Genomic DNA, 20,953 nt, shown 5'->3' with positions numbered 1-20,953 from the left:
ACCTGAACGGTTGATCTTCGTATGCCCGTGCGGCCCGCAGCCTGGCATCCCGCCATGATCTCCCGATAGCCTGGCGGCGCCGCCGGTCGTCGCCCGTTCCCGCCGGGCCGGACCGGCGCCCGACCGAGGAGGACCCGTGGCAGCCGACGACGAGGTCTCCACAGTCGCGTACACGGCGCGCCGGATCAGACGGCATCTGCGCTGGGCACGCACCGAGGGGATCGGGCGGCTGGTCGAGGAGGACCGCCTCGACCCGGTCGAGCGGATCGGCACCGCCCTGGCGAAACGACGCTGGCGCAGGCGGGCCGGCCGGACGCCCGGTTCGGCGATGCCGGTCTACCTGGTCGGTCTGCAACGATCCGGCACGAACATGCTGGTCCGTGGCCTGGACGCGGCCGGAGAGGTCGAGGTCCGCAACGAGAACGACCGCACCGTCTTCCACCGCTTCCAGCTCCGCCCGGACGCGGTGCTGACCGCCGTGATCCAGCGCAGCCGGCACGCGTACGTCCTGGTCAAGCCGCTCTGCGAGAGCCACCGCGTGGACGAGTTGCTGGCCCTGCCGGGGTTGACGCCCGGCCGCGCGCTCTGGGTCTACCGCGACGTCGATGACCGGGCCCGCTCCGAGGTCGCCAAGTTCGGTGACGCCAACCTGCGGGCGCTACGCGCCATCGCCGACGGCAGCATCGGCCGACGGTGGCAGGGGCAGCGCCTCGACGCCGACGCCGTCGAGCTGATCCGGGCGCACGACCCGCAGAGGCTGGACCCGCACAGCGGCGCGGCCCTCTTCTGGTACGTCCGCAACTCCCTCTTCTTCCGACTCGGCCTGGACCAGCGCGCCGACGTGCTGCTCTGCCGCTACGACACGGTCGTGGCGGAGCCGGAGGCGCAACTGCGGCGGCTGTGCGCGTTCCTCGACTTCCCCTACCGACCGGGGCTGCACGCGCACATCGCCCCGCGCCGCTTCCACGACGCCGACGCGACGAGCCGACGGCCGCTGCCGATCGACCGGCGCGTACGGGCCCTCTGCGACGAGTTGACCGACCGGCTCGACGGTCACGCGGCCGACACCCGCTCCGAGACGAAGGCGGCCGACCGTGGCTGAACCCACGCCCCGTACCGCGCCGATCTTCCTGGTCGGCTGTCAACGCTCCGGCACGACGATGGTGCGCCTCGTCCTGGACTCCCACTCCCGCATCAGCTGCGGCCCGGAGACCCGGTTCCTGCCCGACCTGCGACGGATCGTCGGGCGGGACTGGGAACGCCTGGCCCGCTTCGGCTTCCCCCGCGAGGACTGGCTACGCCGCATCCGGAACTTCTTCGGCGGCGTCCACGCCGACTACGCCGCGGCGCGGGGCAAGACCCGGTGGGCCGACAAGACCCCGCTGTACGCGATGTCGCTCGACTTCGTCACCGAGGTCTTCCCGGACGCCCAGATCGTGCACCTCATCCGGGACGGCCGCGACGTGGTGGTCTCGCACCGCAAACGGTTCGGCTACTGGTCCGCCGTCAAGTGCGTGGTGAAGTGGCCGCGCTACATCCGCGCCGCGCGGGCCGTCGGCGCCACCCTGCCGCCCGACCGGTACTACGAGCTGCGCTACGAGCAGGCGGTGACCGAGCCGGAGAAGACGATGCGGGGCCTCTTCGAGTTCCTCGGTGAACCGTGGGAGGACGACATCCTCGACTACGACAGCAAGCAGCACGACGTGGCGCAGAAGTACACCACCGAGGCGGAGAGACGGCGGGTCGCCGCGAGCGTCACCGACCCGATCTACGGCTCGCGGGTCGGCACCCACCGCCGCGAACTCGACCCGTTCCTCCGCCTGTTGGTCTGGGTCTTCTCCGGTCCGACCCTGCGCGCCCTCGGCTACCGGTGAACCGGTCCCGCCGGCTGGGCGTACTCGCCGCCGCCCTCGCCACCACGATCCTGGTCACCGCCGGCTGCACCGCCCGCGACGACGATCCAGCTCCGGCCCCGACGGGCGTCGGCACCCCATCGGGTACGCCCGCGCCGGGACGCGCCGTGAACGGGGTGAGCAACCCGTTCGGCGCGCACTGGGACTGGTCGCGCTATGAGCAGTTCGCCCCGTACCTGCGGCGGATCGCCGGGTCAGCGACCTACGAGGAGATCTCCTGGTGCGAGATCGAACGCACCTCGGGCCGGCTGGACTGGGCCGGATTGGACGAGATCGCCTCCCGCAGCCGGGAGTTGGGCATCACCCTGCACCTGAAGATCCGTACCGGGGTGTGCTGGGCGACCGGTGGCACCGCGCGGTACACCAGGGGAACGGCGAACAAGACCGAGTCGGCGATGCCCACCGACCTCGCCGCGTACCAGCGATTCGTCCGCTCGGTGGTGCAGCGCTACGGCCCGTACGGGGTGCGCGAGTACGCCATCGAGAACGAGGTCAACGCGCCGAGTTACTGGGCCGGCAGCCCCGAGGACTACGTCCGGCTGGTCAAGGCCGCCGCCGAGACGATCCGCGCGACCGACCCGCAGGCCCGGGTCGTCGACTCCGGCATCAGCAGCGTCGCGTACGGCATGGGTGTCGCCGACCGGCTTGTCCGCGCCGGTCGGGTGCCCGAGGCCGTCGCCGCCTACCAGGCGTACTTCCAGCGCCGGGTCGGCACCAGGGGCCAGCAGATCCCGGCGGTGACCGGGGCGGAGCAACTACAAAAGGCGCTCGGCACCGACACCAACAGGCGCAGCCTGCGGTTCCTGGCCGCCACCGAGTCACTGCTGGCCGACCGCACCGTCGACGTCCGGCAGGTGCACTTCTACGAGCACTTCAGCGGGGTCACGCCACTGCTGGACTACCTGCGCGCGACGACACCTGCCGGCATGCCGATCCAGGCGTGGGAGGTCGGTCAGTTCTGGCGCGACGGTGACGGTGACCCGGCCGGCCGGGCCGCCGAGATGGTCAAGACGGTCACCCTGCTGGCCGCCGGTGGGATCGGCGAGATCAGTTGGTTGCCGTTGGCGTACAACCCGAACAACGCCGCCGGTAGTGAGGTCCGCTACGGCCTGCTCGACCCGGACGGCACCGAACGCGAAGCCGGTCGGATGTTGGCCAGCCTGGCCGACGCGGCTCGGGGTGCCACGGTCACCCCGCTCCCGGCCTCGGTCGCCGGCAAGCTGCACGGGGTGGCCTTCGTGCGCGGTGGTTCGAGCACGCTGGTGCTGTGGTCGGCGTCGACCACGCCGGTGACCGTGCCGCCCGCACCGGGTGGGCAGACCGGTGCGGTGGGTGCACCGCTGCGGGCGGCCGGGGGTGGCACCACGGTGACCGACGTCCCCGTGCTGCTGCGCGCCGAGCAACCGGTCGAGCGGATCCTCGCCGACCTGCGCTAGCCGACTGGTTCCTCGGCCCACCTCCGGCGGGCGCTCGCCGACCCATGCCGATGTGCCGAATAGCGGTATACCTCAGAGTCATGTTTATGACTCTGAGGTATACCGCTCAATGTCGCATCCGCCCCGGCGCAGGCGACCGACGGTCACCGCCGACTGGCCGGTGCCGTGCGCTAGCCGGGCCAGGGGTCGGGCCAGCCGAGCAGCGCGGCCAGGCGGGCGTTGTGCGGCGCGAAGTACGCGCCGAGCCGGTCGCGCAGCTGCGGGGTGAGCTGCGAGGCGCCCTCGTCGACGCGGCGGGTGTGCCGGGTGAACGCCTCGGGGGTGAAGGCCGGCAGGTCGAGGAAGTCCAGGATCGCGCGGTACGTGCCCGCCGGTTCGGCGTGCAGGTCCTCGGTGCGGGCGACGTGGATCCGTTCCCGGGGGACGTGCGCGAACCACCGCTCGATCTGCTCGGCGTAGCGGCCCCGGGCGGCGTAGGAGTGGTTGCGTAAGGCCCGGTGGGCGGCACGGGTGTCCGGGCCCCCGTGCGTCGCCCGGGCCAGCCGTTCCTCCTCGGCGTCGAGCGCGTCGGCGAAGGTCAGCGGTTCGAGGCCGTACGAGCGGGTGTGCAGGTAGTGCGAGTAGGCCCGCTGCACCGGGTCACGCAGGAGCGCGACGAAGCGGGCCCGCGGCAGGGCCGCCGCGACCCGGGACGGCACGCTCGGATGGAACAGGTAGTAGGGGCTCGCCTCGAACGTGCGCTCGTCCGGGGCGAGGCGCGGGAAGTGCCCCCGGTACCAGCGCTCGCCCCGACCATGGTGGACGCTGAAGTACTGCAACTCCTTGCCGGTGGCCACCCGTACCCGGGGATGCGCGGCGAGGTGGTGGTAGAGCGAGGTGGTGCCGCACCGCTGACCGCCGATCACCAGGAAGTCGGGTAGCGGGCCGGGCTCGCCCGGCCGCGCCGCGCGCACCCATGCCCGTGTCGCGCGGACGCTACGGCGCAGGTGGTCGGTGACCTGCCGTCGACCGGGCGCGCTCACGAGCCGACCCCGGCGGCGGGGCCGGGGGCCACGGCGGCGCGTCGGCCGCCCCGACGGGTCACCGAACGCAGCACCATGACGTCCTCCCGACTGAGTCCGAGGGCGAGAACCCCTGCGCAGTACGCCCCCACGATCGCGGTCAGACCCACGGTGAGTTGGGCGACCCAGCCCTCGACCAGCCACCGCACACCCAACCCGACGCCCAACGCGAACACCGCCGCGACCAGCCCCTTGAGCATGCCGATCGTCACCGGCACCGTGTGCACCTGCGCGCGTACCTGCCAGACCCGGGCGACGTTCACCGCGGCCAACGAGACCGCCCAGGCCACCGCCGCGCCGAGGATCCCGTACGCGGGGATGAGCCACAGGTTGAGCAGGACGTTGAGCACCAGGGCGGCGAGGTTGTCGACCATGTTGACCGACACCCGGCCGGACATGTTCAGCAGCGTCCCGCACGGCCCGGTGGCGGCGTTGACGAGCTGGCCGAGCGCCAGCACCACGGTCACCGCCGCGCCGGCGGCCAGACCCGGCCCACCGACCAGGCGTAGCAACTGCTCCGGGAAGACGAGCAACGCCACGAACGCCGGCAGCGACAGTCGGAGCACCCACCCGGTGGCCACCCGGTAGATCCGGCGGACCTCGTCGAGGCGACCCTGGTGGTAGAGATGCGCCAGGTGCGGGCCGAAGGAGGCGTTGACCGGCGCGAGCACGAACACCGCGATCGTCACCAGCCGCGTCGCCACGTGGTAGACGCCGATCGCGTCGGCGCCGTAGTCGAAGAACCCGAGCAGCAGCGCGTCCACCCAGATCAGGCCGGTGGAGGAGAGCGACGAGACCCAACTGACCGTGGAGAAGCGGAACAACTCCCCCGGCCGGTACGCGGGCCGGGCGGCGGGCACCCGGCGGACCATCCGGGCGAGCGCCACGAGAGCGAACCCGGCGGCGCTCCAACTCGCCGCCACCAGCGCCCAGAACGCGCCGGTCAGCCCCGCCCCCACCAGGAGCGCCACCGCGGTGAGCACCAGCCGGGCCGCCGGCTCGTAGACCTGGCCGACGAGCGCGTAGGCCCGCTGGGTACGCCAACCCCGGGTGGCGGCGAGGGCGGCCTCGCAGACGGTCGAGGCGGGCAGGCACAGCGCGACCAGCCGTAGCCCGGTGGCGAGCTGCGGGTCGTGCAGGGCGTCGGCCAGCCACGGTGCGCCGAGCGCCAGACCGACGGCGACGACAGTGGACGCCACGGCCGAGATGCCGATCCCGAGGCGGATAGCGCCCCGCAGCGCGGCCGGGTCGTCGTCGGCGAGGTGCACCGCCACGAACCGGGTCAGCCCGGCGCGGAAACCGGAGAGCGAGAGCAGCCCGAGCAACGACAGCACGGCGTAGACCTGCGCGTACCGGCCCAGCTCGCGTACCCCCAGCACGCGGGCCAGCACCAACATGACCAGGAAGAGCGCCACCTGGCTGAACACCGCGCCCGCCAGGTTGACCACCCCACCGCGCGCCATGCCGCGTACCTGCTGGTCGCCGGCCTCCGGCGGGGCCGACGGCCGGCCGGTCAGCTCGCCGCGCACCCGGCGGCCCGTTCCCGAGCGGTCACGGACGTGCCGCGGGCACGGTCTGCGCCGGCACCGGCGACTCGGTCGGCGGCTGCGCCGACGCCGGCGGCTCGGTCGGCGTCTGCGCCGGCTTCGGCGGCACGGTCGGCGTCTGCGCCGGCTTCGGCGGCACGGTCGGCGTCGGGGCACTCGCGGTCGGCGCGGCTGCCGGACGACCGGCCTGGCGGGCCCGCGAGAGCAGTTCGAGGACACCCACCAACAGCACCCCGAGCAGCAGACCGGCACCGCCCACCGGGAGGGCGGTACGCACCAGCTCGGCCATCCGGCTCACCTCGTGCGCCTCGCCGATGCTGGTCACCTGCTTCGGATCGGCGGCCTGAGCCTGGGCCCGGGCTGCCTGCAACCCCTCCCGCGCCTGCGACAGCGCCCCGGTCGCCGCGTCCCGCTGGGCGAGCAGGGCCTGGTAGTCGGGGAGTTTGGGCCCCAGCTCGTCGAGTTTCCGCTGCGCCGCGGTGATCGCGGCGGCCGCCGCGTCGGCACCCCGGCTGTTGCCGACCGCCTGCATGGAGAGTTGCTGCTGCCGCAGGCTGGTCAGCTCGCCCAGCGTCGCCTGGTAGATCCGGTCCGGTTGGGAGACCTTGTTGGCCTTCTCCCACTCGCCGATGGCCTTGGTGGCGGCGGTGACGTCGGCGTTGGCCGCCTCGACCTCACCGGTGGCGATCCCGACCTGGGAGGAGAACAGGAAGGCCAGCGCGCGGGTGGTGGTCGCGGTCAGCACCGGCGCGACGGTCGCCCGGTCACCGGCGGTGTACGTCACCTCCAGTTGGCTGCTCGCACCGACCTGGGTGACGGCGAGGCCGTCGCGCAGTCGCTCCGGCGTCACCCCGGTGTCACCGGCCACGTCGGCGAGGACCCGGGGTGAGGTGACCGCCGCACCGAAGGCCGCGACGAACTGGTTCGCCGCCTGCGTGCCGGTGTACTGCGTCCCGGCCGCTCCGCCCACCAGCGCCGGCGCCGCCACGTAGGCGGTACCGCTGAACTGCTGTGGCGCGAGCAGGACGATGCCGGCCGCCGCGCCGCTGGCGAGCAGCGGCACCCCCACGAGCACCCAGAGGCGCCGCCGGGCGACCCGCAGGTAGTCGACGATCTCCACTTTCACCCCAATGCTGTCGTTCACTCAGACCGGGACAGACGTGCTTCGCGGCTGCTCGCCGACCGGGCCCGGAGCCGGGTGGCGGGCGATCGCACCGGCCGCCGCAGCGAACGCGACGAAATACCAGAGCGTAACCACATTGGAAATGACGTTGGACGCCGCGCTGACCGCCACGAACGCGATGGCACAACCGGTGAAACCGACCGCGACACCGCGCTCGAAGCTGCCTGGAGGCGCGCGCCGCAGCGCCCGGCGCGCGGTGTGCAGCATGGCGACGAGCATCATCAGGTACGCCCCGAGACCGAGCAACCCGGTCTCGACGTACGCCCGTAGGAAGTCGTTGTGCGGCTTCTTCGCCTCGTCGGTCTCGCGCTGGGTCATGTTCGGCCCGATCCCGGTGACCGGGTTGCGCTCGGCGAGCGTGACGATCTCGGTCCAGTACCCGACCCGCCACGCCAGGGTGTTCCCGGTCGGGTCCCCGCCGACGGCACGTGAGCTGCCGAGTTGGGCGAACCGCTCACCGACGGCGGGCACCAGGGCGACCCCGGCGACCGCCACCACGCAGAGGGTGACGAGCATCCGCTTGCTGCGGTGCAGCACCGCGACCACGACCAGGCCGATCGCCGCGCCGAGCAGAGCGCTGCGGGTGTTGGTCAGCAACAGGAACAGCAGGGAGAGCCCGAGCAGCACACCGAGGGTCACCCGTAGGCGGCGGCCCAGGAAGCGGTACACCGCGAACCCGAAGATCACCATGAACATCAGGTAGCGACCGAACGTGGTCGATTGGCTGAACGTGCCGCTGATCCGGGTGAAGTCGCCCTTCACCTCGGCGGGCGGGTTGCCGAGCAGCGACAGGACGACTGTGTAGGCGAGCGACAGCACCAGCGACACGTAGCAGGCGAGCAGGATCCGACGGATCGCCGCCGTGTCCGGCATGAGCTGTTCGAGCACCACGAACATCACCACCACGGTGAGGATCCGCAGCGCCTCCAACAGGCTGTTCGCCGGCCGGGTCGCGCCGAGGGCGCTCACCACGCTGCTGGCACCGACGAGCAGCATCGCCCAGCCCAGCGCCGAGCCGCGCAACCGCCCGTGCCGGCTGAGCTGCGCCGCCAGCCAGAGCCCGGCGGCGAGGAGGAACAGCACCGCGAGCAGGGTGGACGGGTCCGCCACCCGGGCGGCGCCGGCGGAGTCCGCCTGGCCGGCACTCGGCCCGGTGAGCTTGAACAGGTCGACGCAGGAGCGGACCGCCAGCATCAGCAAGACGTACCCGGAGAACCGGGTCAGCGCGAGGACGGCGACCGCGACGCCCGCGACCGCGGCGAGTGGCAGCACCATGCCCCTGCGGTCACCGGCCGCCATCGAGACTCCCGCGACCACCGCCACGACGGCGGCGGCCAGCGCCGCCGCGCCGGTGAGCAGACGGGTGGTGTCCACCCGGCCGCTCATCGGCGGCGCTCCGCCACCCGGCGCGTGACCGGGTCGTTCCGCATCGACCACCTGCTGCGTGTGTTGTCCCACTGATCCCACTGAACCGAAATCGACGCGGCCGGGCACGGTGAACCGATCCTCCCGGCACAAGATCGGTTCAATCTAGCCCGGTCACCGCTCGGGAAGAAGGGGCCGTTGCACCGACCGGCCGATCCCCCGCGGGGCTGAGCCGCCGCCGCACCGGACAACGGGCCGGACGGTCAGTGCGCGGCGGTCGGCAGTCGCGGCCTGACGCGGCGGGCCGTGGCCGGGACCAGGCTGAAGTAAAGGCGCTCCAACTCGTGGGCGGCGGTGTCCCAGCTGTACCTCTCGGTGACCCGGTCGCCCAGCGCCTTCGCACCGGCCCGCTCCGTCGCCAGGTCCCCGAGCAGCGCGGTCAGCACCCGGATCAGGTCGTCCTCGTCGCCGTCGCGGAACAACCGGCCGCCAGCGGCGTTCGACTCCAGCACCTCCACGTGTGGCGCGATGTCGCTCGCGACCACCGGAAGCCCGTACGCGGCGGCCTCCAGCAGCGTCAACGGCAGACCTTCCAGGCGGGACGGCTGGACGAAGCCGGCGGCGCCCGCGTACAACTCGGCGAGCAGGTCGCCATAGGCGAACCCGGTGAAGACGATCCGGTCGTCCCCCTCGGCCGCACGGCGCAGCCGGTCCACGTAGTCGTCGGTGAACGACGACCCGCCGACGATCGCCAGCCGGACCCCGGTGTCGATCCGCCGGAAGGCCCGGATCAGCAGGTCGGCGGCCTTCTCCGGGACCAGCCGGCCGACCAGCAGCAGGTAGCCGCCGGGGGTCAGCCCGAACCGGGCCTCGATCTGTCGGCTCGACGCCGGCCGGGCCGGGTTGACGCCGTTCGGGATGTAGGTCGTGGGCCGACCGAACCGGGTCTCGTAGTGCGCGGCGAGCCCTCGGGAGACCGCGACCCGCTGGTGCGGGACGTAACCGCTGAGCCAGTGCGCGCTGCCCAGCACCGTACGCGCGGCGAGCCCCCACTTGGCCCGCTGGTTGTCCAGCCCGTGCACCGTCAGCACCACGCCCGCGCGGGAGAACCAGCGGGGCACCGGCGCGACCAGGGCCGGCCCGAGCCCGTGGTAGTGCACGATGTCCGGTCGTTCGGTCATCGCCGCCACGGTCGAGGTGGCCGCGTGCACGATGGCGTCGAGGTGCTTGCTCGCGATGGTGTGCACCTCGCGCAGGCGTACGCCCCGGTACTCGTCGGCGGGCGTCTCGCCGTAGCTCCGGCGACAGTAGACGGTGACCTCGTGCCCGAAGCCGGCCAGCCGGCTGGCCATCTCCTCGACGTGCCGCTCGATGCCGCCGTAGGTCGCCGGCATCCCCTTCTGCCCGATCATCGCGATCCGCAGTGGACGCCATCCGGCACCGGCGACCTCCGGACCGGTCGACGGGGCGACCCGGGTCGGCTGAGCCCGTTGCCGGGGAATCGCGGGACCACCCGCGTACTGGTCCGCTTCCTCGGCCTGCAGGTCGGGGTGGGCCACGATGACTCCCTGCGTGACTAGGTCCGCGCCCGTCACCCGGGCAGATGAACACCTTGTCACGTAATGGGCCGTACGCCAGCCGATCAAGCGTACAAAAAAATCATCAATGGGATTCGCCACCCATGGGATGTCAGCGACGTGACGTCGACATGGACGAGCCCCGACCGATCGCTGACGGATCGGCCGGGGCTCGTCGTGTCGAACTGTCAGGCGATGTCGAACCGGTCGAGCTCCATGACCTTGGTCCAGGCCGCCACGAAGTCGGCCACGAACTTGCCGCGGGCGTCCTCGCTGGCGTAGACCTCGGCGAGGGCGCGCAGCTGCGAGTTGGAACCGAAGATGAGGTCGACCGCCGTGGCGGTCCACTTCACCTCGTCGGTGGCCAGATCGCGGATCTCGTACACGTGCTCCTCGGACTTCGACGCGCTCCACCGGGTGCCCGGGGACAGCAGGTTCGCGAAGAAGTCGTTGGTGAGCACACCCGGCCGGTCGGTGAGCACACCGTGCTGGGCACCACCGGTGTTGGCACCGAGGGAACGCAGGCCGCCGACGAGGACGGTCATCTCCGGCGCGCTCAGGTTGAGCATGTACGCGCGGTCGATCAGCAGCACCTCCGGCTGGGTCTTCTCACCCGGACGCAGGTAGTTGCGGAAGCCGTCGGCGCGCGGCTCCAGGACCCGGAACGACTCGGTGTCGGTCTGCTCCTGGGTCGCGTCCGTACGGCCCGCGCGGAACGGCACGGTCACGTCGAAGCCGGCGTCACGCGCCGCCTTCTCGACGGCTGCCGACCCGGCCAGCACGATGAGGTCGGCGAGCGAGATCTTCGCGCCACCGGCCTCGTTGAACTCCCGCTGGATGCCCTCCAGGACGCCCAGGACGGTCGCCAGCTGCTCGGGCTGGTTGACCTCCCAGTTGCGCTGCGGCTCGAGGCGGATCCGGGCACCGTTCGCGCCACCGCGCTTGTCGGTGTGCCGGTAGCTCGCCGCCGACGCCCAGGCGGTGGAGACCAGCTGGTCGGTGCTCAGGCCGGACTCCAGGACCTTCGCCTTGAGCGCGGCGACGTCGGCGTCACCGACCAGCTCGTGGTCGACGGCCGGCACCGGGTCCTGCCACAGCTGCGGCTCGGCCACCCACGGGCCGAGGAAGCGCTCGATCGGGCCCATGTCGCGGTGCAACAGCTTGTACCACGCCTTGGCGAACGCCAGCGCGAACTCGTCCGGGTTCTCCAGGAAGCGGCGCGAGATCTTCTCGTACGCCGGGTCGACGCGCAGCGACAGGTCGGTCGTGAGCATCGTGGGCTTGTACTTCTTCGACGCGTCGAACGGGTCCGGGATGATCTCCGCGGCGTCCTTGGCGACCCACTGCTTGGCACCGCCGGGGCTCGTGGTGAGCTCCCACTCGTAGCCGAACAGGATCTCGAAGAAGCGGTTGCTCCACTGCGTCGGCACGTCGGTCCACGTCACCTCGAGACCACTGGTGATCGTGTCGGCGCCCTTGCCGCTGCCGTGGGTGCTCAGCCAGCCGAGGCCCTGCGCCTCCAGCGGGGCGCCCTCCGGCTCCGGACCCACGTGGTTGTCGGCGACGCCGGCGCCGTGGGTCTTACCGAAGGTGTGGCCACCGGCGATGAGGGCGACGGTCTCCTCGTCGTTCATCGCCATCCGGCCGAAGGTCTCCCGGATGAAGTGCGCCGCGGCGGCCGGGTCCGCGTTGCCGCGGGGGCCCTCCGGGTTGACGTAGATCAGACCCATCTCGGTCGAGCCGACGCCGGGCGTCATCTCCTTCTCGGAGGCGTAACGCTCGTCGCCGAGCCAGGTGTCCTCCGGACCCCAGAAGATCTCCTCCGGCTCCCAGACGTCCTCCCGACCGAAGCCGAAGCCGAAGGTCTTGAAGCCCATCGACTCCAGGGCGACGTTGCCGGCCAGCACGAGCAGGTCGGCCCAGGAGATCTTCTGGCCGTACTTCTGCTTCACCGGCCAGAGCAGCCGACGCGCCTTGTCCAGGTTGGCGTTGTCCGGCCAGCTGTTCAGCGGAGCGAAGCGCTGACCACCGTCACCGGCGCCACCGCGACCGTCCTCGATGCGGTACGTGCCGGCGGCGTGCCAGCTCATCCGGATCATCAGGCCGCCGTAGTGGCCGAAGTCGGCCGGCCACCAGTCCTGCGAGGTGGTGAGCACCTCGACGATGTCCCGCTTGAGGGCCTCGACGTCGAGCTTGGCGAACTCCTTGGCGTAGCTGAAGTCCGCCCCCAGCGGGTTGCCCTTGGGCGAGTGGGCGTGCAGCACCGAAAGGTCGAGCTGGTTGGGCCACCAGTCCCGGTTGGTGCGCGGACGGCCGCCGGTCTTCGGGGTCGGCGAGTCGATCGCCGGGTTCTCGCTCTCGCTGCCGTGCGCGGTCACCGAGTCGTGCGCCACCGGGCAGCCGGCCGCTGCCTTCTGGTCCACGCCCTGTGCACTGGTGGGGCGGTTGTCCTGGGTGTCGCTCATGAACTTCCTTCCGAGCTTGCGGATCTCTGGGGCGTACGGTCGGTCGCGCAGTCGGGGCAGGTGCCCCAGTAGACGACCTCCGCCTCGTCGACGACGAACCCGTCGTCGACAGGGGCGGTGAGGCAGGGAGCGTGACCGACGGCGCAGTCGACGTCGGCGATCACGCCGCAGGTGCGGCAGACGACATGGTGGTGGTTGTCCGCGACCCGGGTCTCGTAGCGGGCGGTCGCGCCGGCCGGCTGGATGCGCCGCACCAGACCGGCATCGGTGAGCACACGCAGAACGTCGTACACCGCTTGGTGGGAGATGGTCGGATGATCCTCCCGGACCAGCGCGATCACCGCGTCCGTGCCGACGTGCGGGTGGTCGCGCAACGCCGCGAGCACCGCCAGTCGGGGCCGGGTCACGCGCAGCGAGGCGGCCCGCAACTGCGCCTCGAAGTCGGACATCACCTGTCGAACATTAGCCGACTTTTCTGGAACGAATCAAGTCTTGCCCGGGGTGGCGCGCCGATGTGGCGAAGGATTCACCGAGCTCCTCCGCGATAGTAGAAATAATCCGGACGGCCGTGTCGAGAACCGACACCCGGCTTCGTCCCCGGGGTGAACGCGACCACGATGGGTCGCGCACCAACGTCGAGGAGAACCACGATGGCCAAGTACCTGCTGCTCAAGCACTACCGTGGCGCCCCCGAGGCGGTCAACGACGTGCCGATGGACCAGTGGGCGCCGGAAGAGGTCTCGGCCCACATGCAGTACATGCGCGACTTCGCCGCGCGGCTCGAGGAGAGCGGCGAGTTCGTCGACGGACAGGCCCTCGCCCCCACCGGGACCTTCGTCAGGTACGACGGCGAGGGGCGCCCGCCGGTCACCGACGGCCCGTTCGCCGAGACCAAGGACCTGATCGCCGGCTGGATGGTGATCGACGTCGACAGCTACGAGCGCGCCGTCGAGCTGGCCGGGGAGCTGTCGGCGGCCCCGGGGGCGGGCGGGAAGCCGATCCACGAGTGGCTCGAACTGCGCCCGTTCCTGACCGAGCCGCCGACCATCACCGAATGAACGAGTCCCTGCTCCGGGGGCTGACCCCGAGCGTGCTCGGCGTCCTCGTCCGCCGCGGAGTCGACTTCGCGGCGGCCGAGGACGCCGTGCAGGACGCCCTGGTCGAGGCGGTCCGGGTCTGGCCGACCGACCCACCACGGGATCCGAAGGGCTGGCTGGTCACCGTGGCCTGGCGCCGGTTCCTCGACGCGACCCGGGCGGACGCGGCCCGCCGCCGACGCGAGGAGGCCGTCGACGAGGAGCCGGCACCCGGTCCGGTGTCGGCGGTGGACGACACGCTGTGGCTCTACTTCCTGTGCGCCCACCCGTCGCTGACGCCGTCCTCGGCGGTCGCGCTCACACTGCGTGCGGTCGGAGGTCTGACCACTCGGCAGATCGCGCACGCCTACCTGGTCCCCGAGGCGACCATGGCGCAGCGCATCAGCCGGGCGAAACGCACCGTCTCGACAGTGCGGTTCGACCGACCCGGCGACGTCGCGACCGTGCTGCGCGTCCTCTACCTGGTCTTCAACGAGGGCTACTCCGGCGACGTCGACCTCGCCGCCGAGGCCATCCGCCTCACCCGGCAACTCCGGGCGGCGTTCGACCATCCCGAGGTGGCGGGGCTGCTCGCTCTCATGCTGCTGCACCACGCCCGGCGCGCCGCCCGGACCGCGCCCGACGGCAGCCTGGTGCCCCTGGCCCACCAGGACCGCAGCCGGTGGGACACCGGGTCGATCACCGAGGGCGTCGCGATCCTCCAGGCGGCCCTCGCCCGCGACCGGCTGGGCGAGTTCCAGGCCCAGGCGGCCGTCGCCGCGCTGCACGCGGACGCGCCGGTCGCCGAGGAGACCGACTGGGTGCAGATCGTCGAGTGGTACGACGAACTCGTGCGCCTGACCGACAGTCCGGTCGTCCGGCTCAACCGCGCGGTGGCGGTCGGCGAGGCCGACGGCGCACGGGCGGGTCTCGCGGCGCTGGCGACGCTGGACGAGTCCCTGCCCCGCTACGCGGCGGTGGCGGCGTACCTGCACGAACGCGACGGAGATGTGACCACGGCGGCACGCCTGTACGCCGCGGCGGCCCGCCAGGCTCCCAACCTCGCCGAGCGTGACCACCTGACCCGTCAGGCTGCGCGGCTGAACGCACTGACGCCCCGCTGACCCGCCTCCGGCTCCCCCGAACCCCGCCGATCATCGGATGATTACGGTCCGGAAAGTGTCCGGAAGTTTTCGGCCGATCATCTGCGCACCCAGAACGATCATTACGGCTGCCGGATTGCGCTGATCGACTACTGACCTGGCGAGACGTCATCCTGCGACAACGCACCGGCCCTCGCCCTCCTACCGCCATGTTTCCGGAAATTGTTGACAAGGCGACGACCGGGTTAATACGGTCCCCATCGACGGCGCTCAATCACCGTCGCACCAGCCACCGCGACCCACTCCTCCGGTCGTCGTGCAGGACGACCGGCACACCACCACCACGCGGTACGACGACAGTGGCCGCCACCCAGCCACCGGCAGCCTGCCGAGACGTGCCGCATTGCTGGCCCCCGCCAGCTCTCACAAGGAGGAAACACCCCCATGAGCGACACCAGCGACATCCCTATCGCACCATCCCGGCGCGGCCGCCTACGGCTGCTCGTCGGTGCCGCGTGCGCCGCTGTCGTGGTCGTGGCCGGCACGATGACGGCCACCAACGCGTACGCCGAGGCCGACCGGACGGTCACCTCGAACACCACCGGCACCCACAACGGGTACTACTTCTCGTTCTGGAAGGACAGCGGCAACGCCAGCATGACGCTGCGCGAGAACGGCCGATACTCCAGCAGTTGGGACCGGAGCACCAACAACTGGGTCGGCGGCAAGGGTTGGGCCACCGGCAACCGGCGTACGGTCAGCTACTCGGGCAGCTACAACCCGGGTAACAACAACACCTACCTCGCCCTGTACGGATGGACGCGCAACCCGCTGATCGAGTACTACGTGGTGGAGAACTTCGGCAACTACAACCCGAGCAGCGGCGCCACCCGGTTGGGCACCGTCACCACCGACGGCGGCACCTACGACATCCTGCGCAGCCAGCGGGTCAACGCCCCGTCGATCGACGGCACCCAGACGTTCTACCAGTACTGGAGCGTCCGCCAGCAGAAGCGGTCGAGTGGCACCATCACCACCGCCAACCACTTCGACGCCTGGGCCCGCGCCGGTCTGAACCTGGGCAGCAACCACGCTTACCAGATCATGGCCACCGAGGGCTACCAGAGCCAGGGCAGCTCCGACATCAACGTCTGGGAGGGCGGCGGCGGCAACCCGACCACCCCGCCGACCACCGGCAACCCGGGCACCGGCAACTGCACCGCGGTGCTCTCCGCCGGTCAGCAGTGGGGTGACCGGTTCAACCTGAACGTCGCGGTCAGCGGCACCAACAACTGGGTGGTCAGCCTCAACCTCAACGGCGGCCAGAGCATCCAGAACAGTTGGAACGCCTCGGTCAGCGGCACCAGCGGCACGGTGACGGCCAGGCCGAACGGCAACGGCAACAACTTCGGCATCACGATCATGGCCAACGGCAACTGGACCTGGCCGACGGTCAGCTGCCGCACCAGCTGACAGCGAGCAATTCCCGAGTCACGATCTGGCGTGGCGGCCGAGGCCGCCACGCCAGATCGCTGTCGCCAGCCCGGCCGGTCGGCATGCGCGCGACACGGGCACGGAACACGGAACACGAACGCGGGACACCGACGCGGGACACCGACGCGGCTGCCCCGCGCCGAGCGCACGTCCACAAGATCCGCGCAACATCAGGGTTGTTGCTGCCTCCCGCTCGCCGGAGGCAGCAACATCCGGGCAGTTGCGCGGATCTTGGGCGCGGAAGCGCGAGGCGCGAGGCGCAGGGGCACGGGCGGGGGTCCGATGGGCGCGGGTCGGTCGACTCCTACCGGAGGACTAGACCTGGGGTGCCGATGAGGTCTCCGCTGCCGACTCCTCCGCCGACGGCTTCTTCGTCGGGTCCGCCGCCGGCTCTTCCTCGGGTTCCTCCGAGGACGTCTCGGTCGGCGCCGCCGTCGGGCCACCCGTCGGACCCGTCGTTGGGGCGCTTCCGGACGAGGTGGGCTCGGCCCCACCCTCGGTGCTCTCCTCGGGCGACGTCGACTGCTCGGGCGTCTCCGCGCCGGCCGAGCCGCTGGGCGTCGGGGTCGTGGTCGCCGAGCCGGTCGCCCGGACCGGCAGGCCCGCGGAGCCGCGGGTGGCCGGCTCGCCGCCGCCGCCACCGGGGCCGGGATCTCGCTGCGACGGCACCGTCGGCGACACCGTGGGCGGGGTCGACGGTTGCCCGGTCCGGCCCGGCATGACTCCGGTGGGGTCGGCGAACACCAGGACGGCGGCTGCGGCGGCCATCGATCCGACAAGCGCGGCGAGCACCTTCGGCCCGGGACCGCCCGATCGCTTCGCCGCCCCGCCGACGACCGCCCCCTGGACCTCCGTGCGCTCGGCCGGCGCTCCGACCGGTGCCGCGACGGCGGTCCGCAGCAACTGGTCGGACTGATCCGTGAGCGCCTGCGCCGCCGTGGCCAGGGCTCCCGCCGTCGGAAAGCGACGGGCGGGGCCCTTCGCCATCGCGGTGGCGACCAGTCGCTGGACCGCCGCCGGGACGTCGTCGGGCAGCGACTGAGGCTCCTCTTCGAGGTGCCGCAGCGCCACCGCGACGGCGTTGTCGCCCTGGTGGGGCGGCCTACCGGCGAGGCAGTGGTAGGCGACGGCCCCCAGGGCGTAGATGTCGATCGCCGGTGTGATCTCGCTTCTGGTCACCTGCTCGGGTGCCATGTAGAGGGCGGTGCCGACGACCTGGTTCGTACCGGTCAGGCTCGCCGCCTCCGGCGTCACCGCGACGCCGAAGTCGACGAGCACGACGTGCCCGTCCGGCTCGATCACGAGGTTGCTGGGCTTGACGTCCCGGTGTACGACGCCCGCGTCGTGGGCGGCCTGAAGCGCACGGGCGGTCTGGGCGGCGATCGACATCGTCTCGGCCACGCCCAGCCGACCGACCTCGGCGATCTTCTCCGACAGGGGTTGCCCCTGCACACACTCCATGACGATGTACGCGAGGACCGGCGCGTCGGGCTCGGACACCTCGCCGTAGTCGTAGACCTGGGCGACGCCGGGGTGCCGCAGCGCGGCCATCGCCCGGGCCTCGCGCCGGAACCGCTCGCCGAAGCCGGCGTCGGTGACCAACCGGGGTTGCAGCATCTTGATCGCGACGCAGCGGTCCAGCGTCTCGTCGACCGCCCGCCAGACGTCACCCATCCCACCGCTGGCGATGCTCTCCAGCAGGCGGTACCGGTCTCCGATGACTTGCCCCACAATCGGCATGACACTGTCGGTACCCCGGTCGCGCCGATCTCAAGCACCGCGATGCCGGGTCGGGTCCCAGGTCGACGTCGCAGCGGCACGTCGTGGCCGGTCAGACGGTGATGACGACCTTGGCCCGCGCGTGCTCTTCTTCGAGGTACCGCATGGCCTGGGGCACCTCGTGCAGGGGGTAGCTCCGGTCGATGACCGGTGCGACACGGCCGGTTTCGACGTGCGTGCGCAGCGTGTCGAGGTGCTGCCGACCGGGCACGGCCGTGAGGACGACGATGCGGTGCCGGACGAGGGGCGCGAGCAACCGTCCGCGTGCGATGAGCCCGATCGGCCCGATGAGGCTGCCTCCCCGGTACACCCCTCCGCCGGAGAGCACCAGCGTCCCGGTCGGGGTCAGCACCCGCCGAAGTGCTCGCAACGAGCGGTTGCCGACCAGGTCGAAGACCATGTCGTAGCGACGGGTGTCGTGGGCGAAGTCGTCGCGGGTGTAGTCGACGACGTGGTCGGCGCCGAGGGAGCGGACCAGGTCGACGTTGCGGGTGCTGCACACGGCCGTCACTGTCGCGCCACGCGCCGTGGCCAACTGGACCGCGAGGGTGCCGACGCCGCCGGAGGCTCCGTTGACGAGAACGCGGTGACCGGGCCCGACCTCCCCGGCGTCCAGCCCCATGAGCGCGGTGACACCGGCCAGCGGCAGAGCCGCGGCCTGCTGCGGGGTCAGATTCGCGGGCTTCGCCGCGACCAGGGTCTCGGGGACGCACACGTACTCCGCGAACGCGCCGTTGGCGTCACCGAGGTCGCCGAAGACGGCATCGCCCGGGCTGACCTGTCGGACGCGAGCGCCGACGGCCTCGACCCGGCCGGCGAAGTCCCGGCCACGGATGCGGGCCCGGGGCCGGGACCGCCCCAGGGCCAGGCGCGCCATCCGGGGATCGCCCCGCATGGCATGCCAGTCGTACGCGTTGAGCGCGGCGGCCTCCACCCGCACCAGCACCTCGTCGGGGGCGGGCACCGGCGTGTCCACGTCCGCGAGGGTGAGTGTCTCGGGTGGGCCGTACCGGTCCTGAACGATCGCCTTCATGGCTTCACCCCTCTCTAGGTGTACGGCGTACACCTGACACCACAAAGGCTAGGTGTACGCCGTACACCCGTCAAGGGGTTTAGGGTTCGGTTGTTCCACCGGACGACGAGGAGCGAGATGGCCGAGCAGGCGGAGACGCTGCCCCGCACGCCGCTGAGCAGGGACCGGGTCCTCCGCGCCGCGGTCGCGCTCGCCGACGAGGCCGGGATCGAGTCCCTCAGCATGCGCAACCTCGCGCAGGACCTGGGTGTCGTGCCGATGGCCCTCTACAAGCACGTGGCCAACAAGGACGAGCTGCTGGACGGCATGATCGACGTGGTCGTCGGCGAGATCGGCGAGTCCGAGCCCGGCGCCGACTGGAAACGGGCGATCCGCGGACGCATCCTCTCGGCGCGGGAGGTGCTGCAACGCCACCCCTGGGCGCCGCTGGCGATCGAGTCGCGGAACATGGCGACACCGGCCATCCTCGCCTACCTCGACTCCATGATCGGGACGTTCCGGGCCGGCGGATTCTCCGTCGACCTGACCCACCACGTGATGCACGCGATGGGCAGTCGGATCCTCGGCTTCAGCCAGGAACTCTTCGACGCCGACCGGCGCGCCGGTCGATCCGGCCGGACCGACCCGACCCCGCCGACGGCCCTCCCACCGGAGGTCGCGGCCAGATTCCCGCACGTCGCGGAGATCGCCGCGGCGGCGTCGCACGACGACGCGTCCGTCGTCGGGCAGGGCTGCGACGACCGGTTCGAATTCGAGTTCGCGCTGGACCTGCTCCTCGACGGCGTCGAACGGCTGCACCGGCACGGCTGGACCTCCGCACACCGACCCGGCTGAGACGTCCGCAGCGGACCGCCATGCCAGGGCGACCGTCGGGTCCGAGCTACCCGTGCGCCGGCCCCGCCACCTGCGACGGGGCCGGCTCGCGGGCTCGGTCAGTTGTTGAGCGTGGCGAGCAGAGCCGTGGCCATGCCCTGTTCGCCACGGGCGTTCGGGTGGAACGGCGCGGCCGCGTTCTGCGGCACCAGCCCCTCGACCCACCGGGTGCTGCTGCCCTTGCACGCGTCGCGGCCGATCGACGGGGTGTACACGTCGGAGTAGGTGGCGCCGTTCGCACTCGCGACGCCGGCCAGCATCGCGTTCAGCGACTTCTCGACGGTACGCAGGTACGGCACGTCCTGGTAGGCGATCGGGACGACGGGCCAGCAGCCGTAACCGGTGTCGGGCAGGATCGCCGGGTATCCCAACACCACGACCCGCGCGCTCGGCGCGGCCCGGCGGACGGCCTGGAGCACGGCGGTCACCTTCGGCGTCGCGGCGACGATCCTCGCCTGCAACTGGTCGACGCCTCCGGCGGTGTAACGGTTCTTGCACGGTGACCCGAGCGGGCTGCTGAGACTCGCCTCGGCGCAGTCGCTGATGATGCCCGAGAAGCCGATGTCGTTGCCGCCGATCTGCACCGTCACCAGCGCCGTGCTCGACGTGACCGCGTTGAGCTGCGGCGGCAGCGCGGTGCCCAACTGACCGCTGCCACCGGAGAGGATGTCGTCAGTGGTGGCTCCGGAACAACTCACGTCGGCGAACGACGACGAGCCGGCGGCCGCGGCCACCAGCGATGGATAGTTGCGGTTGGACCGCAGGCAGTTCAGGTCGACCTGGGTGGGGATCAGGGGGCCTGCGGTGTACGAGTCGCCCAGCGCGACGTAACGGCCGGTGGGCACGGCCGCGCTGGCGGGGGTGGCGACGGTGAGCAGCACACCGGCGGTGGCCAGGGCGAGTGCGGCCAGCCGGGTGGCGGACCGCAGGAGGGGACGGGTCATGGCGCCTCCCAAGGAGGGGGATCACGGGGGTGGTGGTGCCAGGATCCTGTCCCCGCCAACGCCGAGCGTCAATATAGATGGACCTCACTAAACAGGACTTCGGG

General features: G+C 71.7%; 17 protein-coding genes. 7 read left to right on the top strand and 10 right to left on the bottom strand.

Translation table 11 applies throughout. From position 1 onward, the window contains the following. Positions 1 to 136 precede the first annotated feature (136 nt). From O7616_RS18205 to O7616_RS18195, 3 genes are read left to right on the top strand one after another with little or no spacing between them, the layout of a single operon-like run. Complete coding sequence (locus O7616_RS18205) at positions 137 to 1,102, top strand: hypothetical protein (protein WP_282303098.1); 966 nt, start codon at positions 137 to 139, stop codon at positions 1,100 to 1,102. After that, positions 1,095 to 1,874, top strand: coding sequence for a sulfotransferase (locus tag O7616_RS18200; RefSeq protein ID WP_282303097.1), 780 nt, complete (start codon positions 1,095 to 1,097; stop codon positions 1,872 to 1,874). Before O7616_RS18205 ends, O7616_RS18200 begins: the two co-directional genes overlap by 8 nt. Next, complete coding sequence (locus tag O7616_RS18195; protein WP_282303096.1) at positions 1,871 to 3,349, top strand: hypothetical protein; 1,479 nt, start codon at positions 1,871 to 1,873, stop codon at positions 3,347 to 3,349. Before O7616_RS18200 ends, O7616_RS18195 begins: the two co-directional genes overlap by 4 nt. 170 nt (positions 3,350 to 3,519) lie before the next feature. On the opposite strand, the gene O7616_RS18190 is transcribed toward O7616_RS18195, so the two are convergent. The 7 genes from O7616_RS18190 to O7616_RS18160 all read right to left on the bottom strand — a co-directional run bounded on the left by O7616_RS18190 (position 3,520) and on the right by O7616_RS18160 (position 12,999). Further along, positions 3,520 to 4,371: a sulfotransferase gene (locus tag O7616_RS18190; RefSeq protein ID WP_282303095.1), complete on the bottom strand. Its 852-nt coding sequence runs from the start codon at positions 4,369 to 4,371 to the stop codon at positions 3,520 to 3,522. Further along, a complete protein-coding gene (locus O7616_RS18185; RefSeq protein WP_282303094.1) occupies positions 4,368 to 5,939 on the bottom strand; it encodes a flippase in 1,572 nt (523 codons plus the stop codon). The genes O7616_RS18190 and O7616_RS18185 overlap by 4 nt, the downstream gene beginning before the upstream one ends. A gap of 22 nt (positions 5,940 to 5,961) precedes the next feature. Beyond that, positions 5,962 to 7,101: a Wzz/FepE/Etk N-terminal domain-containing protein gene (locus O7616_RS18180; RefSeq protein WP_282303093.1), complete on the bottom strand. Its 1,140-nt coding sequence runs from the start codon at positions 7,099 to 7,101 to the stop codon at positions 5,962 to 5,964. Further along, the gene (locus O7616_RS18175) at positions 7,102 to 8,526 is read right to left on the bottom strand and encodes an O-antigen ligase family protein (protein ID WP_282303092.1); all 1,425 of its coding nucleotides are present in this window, start codon (positions 8,524 to 8,526) and stop codon (positions 7,102 to 7,104) included. Positions 8,527 to 8,768: 242 nt separating this feature from the next. Next, positions 8,769 to 10,064: a glycosyltransferase family 4 protein gene (locus O7616_RS18170; RefSeq protein WP_282303091.1), complete on the bottom strand. Its 1,296-nt coding sequence runs from the start codon at positions 10,062 to 10,064 to the stop codon at positions 8,769 to 8,771. A gap of 206 nt (positions 10,065 to 10,270) precedes the next feature. Further along, the gene (gene katG / locus O7616_RS18165) at positions 10,271 to 12,547 is read right to left on the bottom strand and encodes a catalase/peroxidase HPI (protein WP_282303090.1); all 2,277 of its coding nucleotides are present in this window, start codon (positions 12,545 to 12,547) and stop codon (positions 10,271 to 10,273) included. Further along, on the bottom strand, positions 12,544 to 12,999 hold the full coding sequence (locus O7616_RS18160) for a Fur family transcriptional regulator (RefSeq protein WP_282303089.1): 456 nt from the start codon (positions 12,997 to 12,999) through the stop codon (positions 12,544 to 12,546). The genes katG and O7616_RS18160 overlap by 4 nt, the downstream gene beginning before the upstream one ends. Before the next feature lie 198 nt (positions 13,000 to 13,197). Between O7616_RS18160 and O7616_RS18155 the strand changes: the two genes are divergently transcribed. From O7616_RS18155 to O7616_RS18145, 3 genes are all read left to right on the top strand, one after another. Further along, the gene (locus O7616_RS18155) at positions 13,198 to 13,605 is read left to right on the top strand and encodes a YciI family protein (RefSeq protein WP_282260200.1); all 408 of its coding nucleotides are present in this window, start codon (positions 13,198 to 13,200) and stop codon (positions 13,603 to 13,605) included. Then, positions 13,602 to 14,747, top strand: coding sequence for a DUF6596 domain-containing protein (locus O7616_RS18150; protein ID WP_282303088.1), 1,146 nt, complete (start codon positions 13,602 to 13,604; stop codon positions 14,745 to 14,747). Before O7616_RS18155 ends, O7616_RS18150 begins: the two co-directional genes overlap by 4 nt. Before the next feature lie 423 nt (positions 14,748 to 15,170). Next, the gene (locus tag O7616_RS18145) at positions 15,171 to 16,199 is read left to right on the top strand and encodes a glycoside hydrolase family 11 protein (RefSeq protein ID WP_282260204.1); all 1,029 of its coding nucleotides are present in this window, start codon (positions 15,171 to 15,173) and stop codon (positions 16,197 to 16,199) included. Between the two features lie 336 nt (positions 16,200 to 16,535). Here the strand turns inward: O7616_RS18145 and O7616_RS18140 are convergent, their stop codons facing one another. Both O7616_RS18140 and O7616_RS18135 read right to left on the bottom strand, forming a co-directional pair. Then, positions 16,536 to 17,960 (bottom strand): serine/threonine-protein kinase, encoded by a 1,425-nt coding sequence (locus O7616_RS18140; protein WP_282303087.1) that lies wholly within the window; start codon positions 17,958 to 17,960, stop codon positions 16,536 to 16,538. Positions 17,961 to 18,051: 91 nt separating this feature from the next. Beyond that, the gene (locus O7616_RS18135) at positions 18,052 to 19,032 is read right to left on the bottom strand and encodes an NAD(P)-dependent alcohol dehydrogenase (RefSeq protein ID WP_282303086.1); all 981 of its coding nucleotides are present in this window, start codon (positions 19,030 to 19,032) and stop codon (positions 18,052 to 18,054) included. Positions 19,033 to 19,149: 117 nt separating this feature from the next. Between O7616_RS18135 and O7616_RS18130 the strand changes: the two genes are divergently transcribed. Then, complete coding sequence (locus O7616_RS18130; protein WP_282303085.1) at positions 19,150 to 19,866, top strand: TetR/AcrR family transcriptional regulator C-terminal domain-containing protein; 717 nt, start codon at positions 19,150 to 19,152, stop codon at positions 19,864 to 19,866. A gap of 98 nt (positions 19,867 to 19,964) precedes the next feature. Here the strand turns inward: O7616_RS18130 and O7616_RS18125 are convergent, their stop codons facing one another. Continuing rightward, the gene (locus O7616_RS18125) at positions 19,965 to 20,849 is read right to left on the bottom strand and encodes an SGNH/GDSL hydrolase family protein (RefSeq protein ID WP_282303084.1); all 885 of its coding nucleotides are present in this window, start codon (positions 20,847 to 20,849) and stop codon (positions 19,965 to 19,967) included. Between the last annotated feature and the right edge of the window lie 104 nt (positions 20,850 to 20,953).

The sequence above is a fragment of the Micromonospora sp. WMMD964 genome (genome assembly GCF_029581455.1).
GTDB lineage: Bacteria > Actinomycetota > Actinomycetes > Mycobacteriales > Micromonosporaceae > Micromonospora.
This window is presented reverse-complemented; position numbering and strand designations above follow the sequence as displayed.